The organism is Pseudomonas sp. (assembly GCF_049590575.1).
In the GTDB taxonomy this organism is placed as follows: Bacteria; Pseudomonadota; Gammaproteobacteria; order Pseudomonadales; family Pseudomonadaceae; genus Aquipseudomonas.
This window is the reverse complement of the sequence record NZ_JBAWDE010000038.1, coordinates 1-4,916: the sequence shown is the minus strand read 5'-3', so window position 1 is coordinate 4,916 and position 4,916 is coordinate 1. Positions and strand designations below refer to the sequence as shown.

The window sequence follows — 4,916 nt, the reverse complement described above, 5'->3', positions numbered from 1 at the left end:
GGCCGCTGCTGCTTCGGCGCCTGCTGCCGCGCCGGCTGCGGGTGGCGAAGACCCGATCGCTGCACCGGCTGCGCGTCAGCTGGCTGAAGAAAACAACATCAACCTGGCTTCCATCAAAGGCACCGGCAAAGACGGCCGCGTGACCAAGGAAGACGTGGTTGCTGCCGTTGAAGCCAAGAAAAACGCGCCAGCCGCCGCACCGGCCAAGGCTGCTGCACCGGCTGCCGCCGCACCTGTATTCGCTGCCGGTGACCGCACCGAGAAGCGTGTGCCGATGACGCGCGTACGTGCCACCGTGGCCAAGCGCCTGGTTGAAGCACAGTCGAACATGGCGATGCTGACCACCTTCAACGAAGTCGACATGACCGAAGTCATGGCGTTGCGTTCGAAGTACAAGGATCTCTTTGAGAAGAGCCATAACGGTGTGCGCCTGGGCTTCATGTCGTTCTTCGTGAAAGCCGCCACCGAAGCGCTGAAACGCTTCCCGGCAGTCAACGCTTCCATCGACGGCGGCGACATCGTTTACCATGGCTACGCAGACGTCGGCGTTGCCGTGTCCAGCGACCGTGGCCTGGTGGTTCCGGTTCTGCGTAACGCCGAGCTGATGAGCCTGGCTGAAATCGAAGGCGGCATCGCCGGCTTCGGCAAGAAAGCCCGTGACGGCAAGCTGACCATCGACGAAATGACCGGCGGTACGTTCACCATCACTAACGGTGGTACCTTCGGTTCGATGATGTCGACGCCGATCGTCAACCCTCCGCAAGCTGCGATCCTGGGCATGCACAACATCATCCAGCGTCCGATGGCCATCAACGGCCAAGTCGTGATCCGCCCGATGATGTACCTGGCACTGTCTTACGATCACCGCCTGATCGATGGTAAAGAAGCCGTGACTTTCCTGGTGACCATCAAGAACCTGCTGGAAGACCCGGCTCGTCTGCTGCTGGATATCTGATAGAAGCAGCTGCAGGCCTCGGGTGACAGGCTGCCGGATAAGGCAGCTGGACCTGGGGCTTGCGGCTTGAAAGCTTGCTGCTAAATAGAGGAACTATTTTCATGTCGCAGAAATTTGACGTTGTAGTGATTGGTGCAGGTCCTGGCGGCTACGTTGCCGCCATCAAGGCCGCACAACTGGGCCTCTCGACTGCTTGCATCGAAAAATACACCGACAAGGAAGGCAAACTGGCACTGGGCGGTACTTGCCTGAACGTTGGTTGCATTCCTTCCAAGGCGCTGCTGGACAGCTCCTGGAAATTCCACGAGGCCCAAAGCGGTTTCGCGATCCACGGCATCAACCATGCTGGCGTGACCATGGACGTACCAGCAATGGTCGGCCGTAAAGCCAACATCGTTAAGGGCCTGACTTCCGGCGTTGCCACCTTGTTCAAGGCCAACGGCGTAACTTCCCTGCAAGGTCACGGCAAACTGCTGGCCGGCAAGAAAGTTGAAATCACCAAGCCGGATGGCTCGGTTGAAGTGATCGAAGCCGAAAACGTGATCCTGGCACCCGGTTCGCGTCCAATCGACATTCCGCCTGCTCCCGTTGACCAGAACGTGATCGTCGATTCGACCGGCGCCCTGGAATTCCAATCGGTGCCAAAACGTCTGGGCGTGATCGGCGCCGGCGTGATCGGCCTGGAACTGGGTTCGGTTTGGTCCCGCCTGGGTTCCGAAGTCACCGTTCTGGAAGCCCTGGACACGTTCCTGCTGGCTGCCGACACCGCCGTGTCCAAAGAAGCGCTGAAAACCCTGACCAAACAAGGTCTGGACATCAAGCTGGGCGCGCGGGTTACCGGTTCCAAGGTCAACGGCGAAGAAGTCGTGGTGACCTACACCGATAAAGAAGGCGAGCAGACCATCACCTTCGACAAGCTGATCGTTGCCGTGGGTCGCCGTCCAGTGACCACCGACCTGCTGGCTTCCGACAGCGGCGTGAACATCGATGAGCGTGGTTTCATCCACGTTGACGATCACTGCGCTACCACCGTGCCTGGCGTCTACGCCATCGGCGACGTGGTTCGCGGCATGATGCTCGCGCACAAGGCTTCCGAAGAAGGCATCATGGTTGTCGAGCGCATCAAGGGCCACAAAACCCAGATGAACTACGACCTGATCCCATCGGTTATCTACACCCACCCGGAAATTGCATGGGTCGGCAAGAACGAACAGCAGTTGAAAGCTGAAGGCGTTGAAGTTAACGTCGGCACCTTCCCGTTTGCCGCTTCTGGCCGTGCCATGGCAGCCAACGACACCGGTGGTTTTGTCAAAGTCATCGCTGATGCCAAGACTGACCGCGTACTGGGCGTCCACGTGATTGGCCCGAGCGCTGCAGAACTGGTTCAGCAAGGCGCGATCGGTATGGAATTCGGCACCAGCGCCGAGGACCTGGGCATGATGGTCTTCTCCCATCCGACCCTGTCCGAAGCGCTGCATGAAGCCGCGTTGGCAGTGAATGGCGGCGCCATCCACATCGCCAACAAGAAGAAGCGCTAAGCGAGATAATAAGAAACCACGGCGGAGTTGCCCGTCGTGAGCCTTGCGCGCAAGACTCACCGCGGAATATCCGCTGGACGCAGTCTTGCGCAGCTTTACGGGCCTTGAGCCCTGCAAGTTGCGCAAGCAGCAGTCACAGGTGGCGCGGCACTCATAATGAGCGCAGCGCCGAATGCGCAGTACCTAACGAAGACGGTAAAAAGCATGAATCTTCACGAGTATCAGGGTAAGCAGCTGTTCGCTGAATACGGCCTGCCAGTTTCCAAGGGCTACGCAGTAGACACCCCGGAAGCAGCAGCAGAAGCCTGCGACAAAATCGGTGGTACCGAGTGGGTTGTCAAAGCCCAGGTCCACGCAGGTGGTCGCGGTAAAGCGGGCGGCGTTAAGCTGGTTCGCAGCAAAGAAGACGCCAAGGCCTTCGCACAGCAATGGCTGGGCAAGCGTCTGGTGACTTACCAGACTGATGCCAATGGCCAGCCAGTCACCAAGATCCTGGTTGAATCGTGCACTGATATCGCTAAAGAGCTGTACCTGGGCGCTGTCGTTGACCGTTCGAGCCGTCGCATCGTGTTCATGGCTTCCACCGAAGGTGGCGTGGACATTGAAAAGATCGCCGAAGAAACCCCAGAAAAAATTCTGAAAGCCACCATCGATCCACTGGTTGGTGCTCAGCCATTCCAGGGTCGTGAGCTGGCTTTCCAGCTGGGCCTGGAAGGCAAGCAAGTTGCCCAGTTCGCCAAGATCTTCGTCGGTCTGGCCAAACTGTTCCAGGATCACGATCTGGCCCTGCTGGAAGTGAACCCGCTGGTGATCAAGGCTGACGGCGATCTGCATTGCCTCGACGCCAAGATCAACATCGACGCCAACGCCATGTACCGTCAGCCTAAGCTGAAGACTTTCCACGATCCGTCGCAAGACGATCCGCGCGAAGCGCACGCTGCCAAGTTCGAACTGAACTACGTGGCCCTGGAAGGTAACATCGGTTGCATGGTCAACGGTGCCGGCCTGGCCATGGGTACCATGGACATCGTCAACCTGCATGGCGGCAAGCCAGCCAACTTCCTCGACGTGGGCGGTGGTGCTACCAAAGAACGCGTTACCGAAGCGTTCAAGATCATCCTGTCCGACTCCAACGTCGCTGCAGTACTGGTCAACATCTTCGGCGGCATCGTTCGTTGCGACATGATTGCCGAAGGCATCATCGGTGCAGTGAAAGAAGTGGGCGTTAAAATCCCGGTGGTTGTTCGCCTTGAAGGTAACAACGCTGAACTGGGCGCTAAAGTACTGGCAGAAAGCGGTTTGAACATCATCGCGGCTACCAGCCTGACCGACGCTGCTCAACAAGTTGTCAAAGCTGCGGAGGGCAAATAATGAGCGTCCTGATCAATAAAGACACCAAAGTTATCTGCCAGGGTATTACCGGTTCGCAAGGTAGTTTCCACACCCAGCAAGCCATCGAATACGGCACCAAGATGGTTGGCGGCGTAACCCCTGGTAAAGGCGGCACCGAGCACCTGGGCCTGCCAGTGTTCAACACCGTGAAAGACGCTGTTGCTCAAACTGGCGCTACTGCCAGCGTGATCTACGTACCGGCTCCTTTCTGCAAGGACTCGATCCTGGAAGCAGCGTTCGGCGGCATCAAGCTGATCGTTTGCATCACCGAAGGCATTCCTACCCTGGACATGCTGGACGCTAAAGTTAAGTGCGACGAGCTGGGCGTAGTCCTGATCGGCCCTAACTGCCCAGGCGTGATCACCCCAGGTGAATGCAAGATCGGCATCATGCCAGGTCACATTCACTTGCCAGGCAAGGTCGGTATCGTTTCGCGTTCCGGCACCCTGACCTACGAAGCTGTGAAGCAGACTACTGACGCCGGTTTCGGTCAGTCGACTTGCGTCGGCATCGGCGGTGACCCGATCCCAGGCTCGAACTTCATCGACATCCTGAAACTGTTCCAGGAAGACCCGAAGACCGAAGCGATCGTCATGATCGGTGAGATCGGCGGTTCGGCTGAAGAAGAAGCGGCTGCCTACATCAAGGCACACGTGACCAAGCCGGTTGTTTCCTACATCGCTGGTGTGACTGCCCCTGCGGGCAAGCGCATGGGCCATGCTGGCGCAATCATCTCCGGCGGCAAAGGCACTGCAGACGAGAAGTTTGCTGCCCTGGAAGACGCAGGCGTGAAAACCGTGCGTTCGCTGGCAGACATCGGCAAGGCTTTGTCCGAGCTGACCGGTTGGGCTGTCAAGTAAGCCTCGCGCTGAGCTGACGCTTCACCCCCACAAAGGCCACCTTCGGGTGGCCTTTGTGCATTCCGGGCATTGGTAAAGATCCAAAATGTGGGAGCGGGCTTGCCCGCGAAAGCGCTGTGTCAGTTAACAGATTCACAACTGAAAGACCGCCTTCGCGAGCAAGCCCGCTCC

4 protein-coding genes are annotated in these 4,916 nt (G+C 58.2%); all 4 read left to right on the top strand.

The window, feature by feature from the left end; translation table 11 throughout:
* The coding region (gene odhB / locus WBR57_RS03150) for a 2-oxoglutarate dehydrogenase complex dihydrolipoyllysine-residue succinyltransferase (RefSeq protein WP_424082037.1) at positions 1 to 955 on the top strand (955 nt) is incomplete at its 5' end.
* A 101-nt stretch (positions 956 to 1,056) separates the two neighbouring features.
* The gene (gene lpdA / locus WBR57_RS03145) at positions 1,057 to 2,493 is read left to right on the top strand and encodes a dihydrolipoyl dehydrogenase (protein ID WP_424082035.1); all 1,437 of its coding nucleotides are present in this window, start codon (positions 1,057 to 1,059) and stop codon (positions 2,491 to 2,493) included.
* 204 nt (positions 2,494 to 2,697) lie between these two features.
* A complete protein-coding gene (sucC, locus tag WBR57_RS03140) occupies positions 2,698 to 3,864 on the top strand; it encodes an ADP-forming succinate--CoA ligase subunit beta (protein WP_003210567.1) in 1,167 nt (388 codons plus the stop codon).
* Entirely contained in the window at positions 3,864 to 4,745 is an 882-nt protein-coding gene (gene sucD, locus WBR57_RS03135) for a succinate--CoA ligase subunit alpha (RefSeq protein ID WP_092271321.1), read from the top strand. Before sucC ends, sucD begins: the two co-directional genes overlap by 1 nt.
* The last annotated feature ends 171 nt before the right edge of the window (positions 4,746 to 4,916 follow it).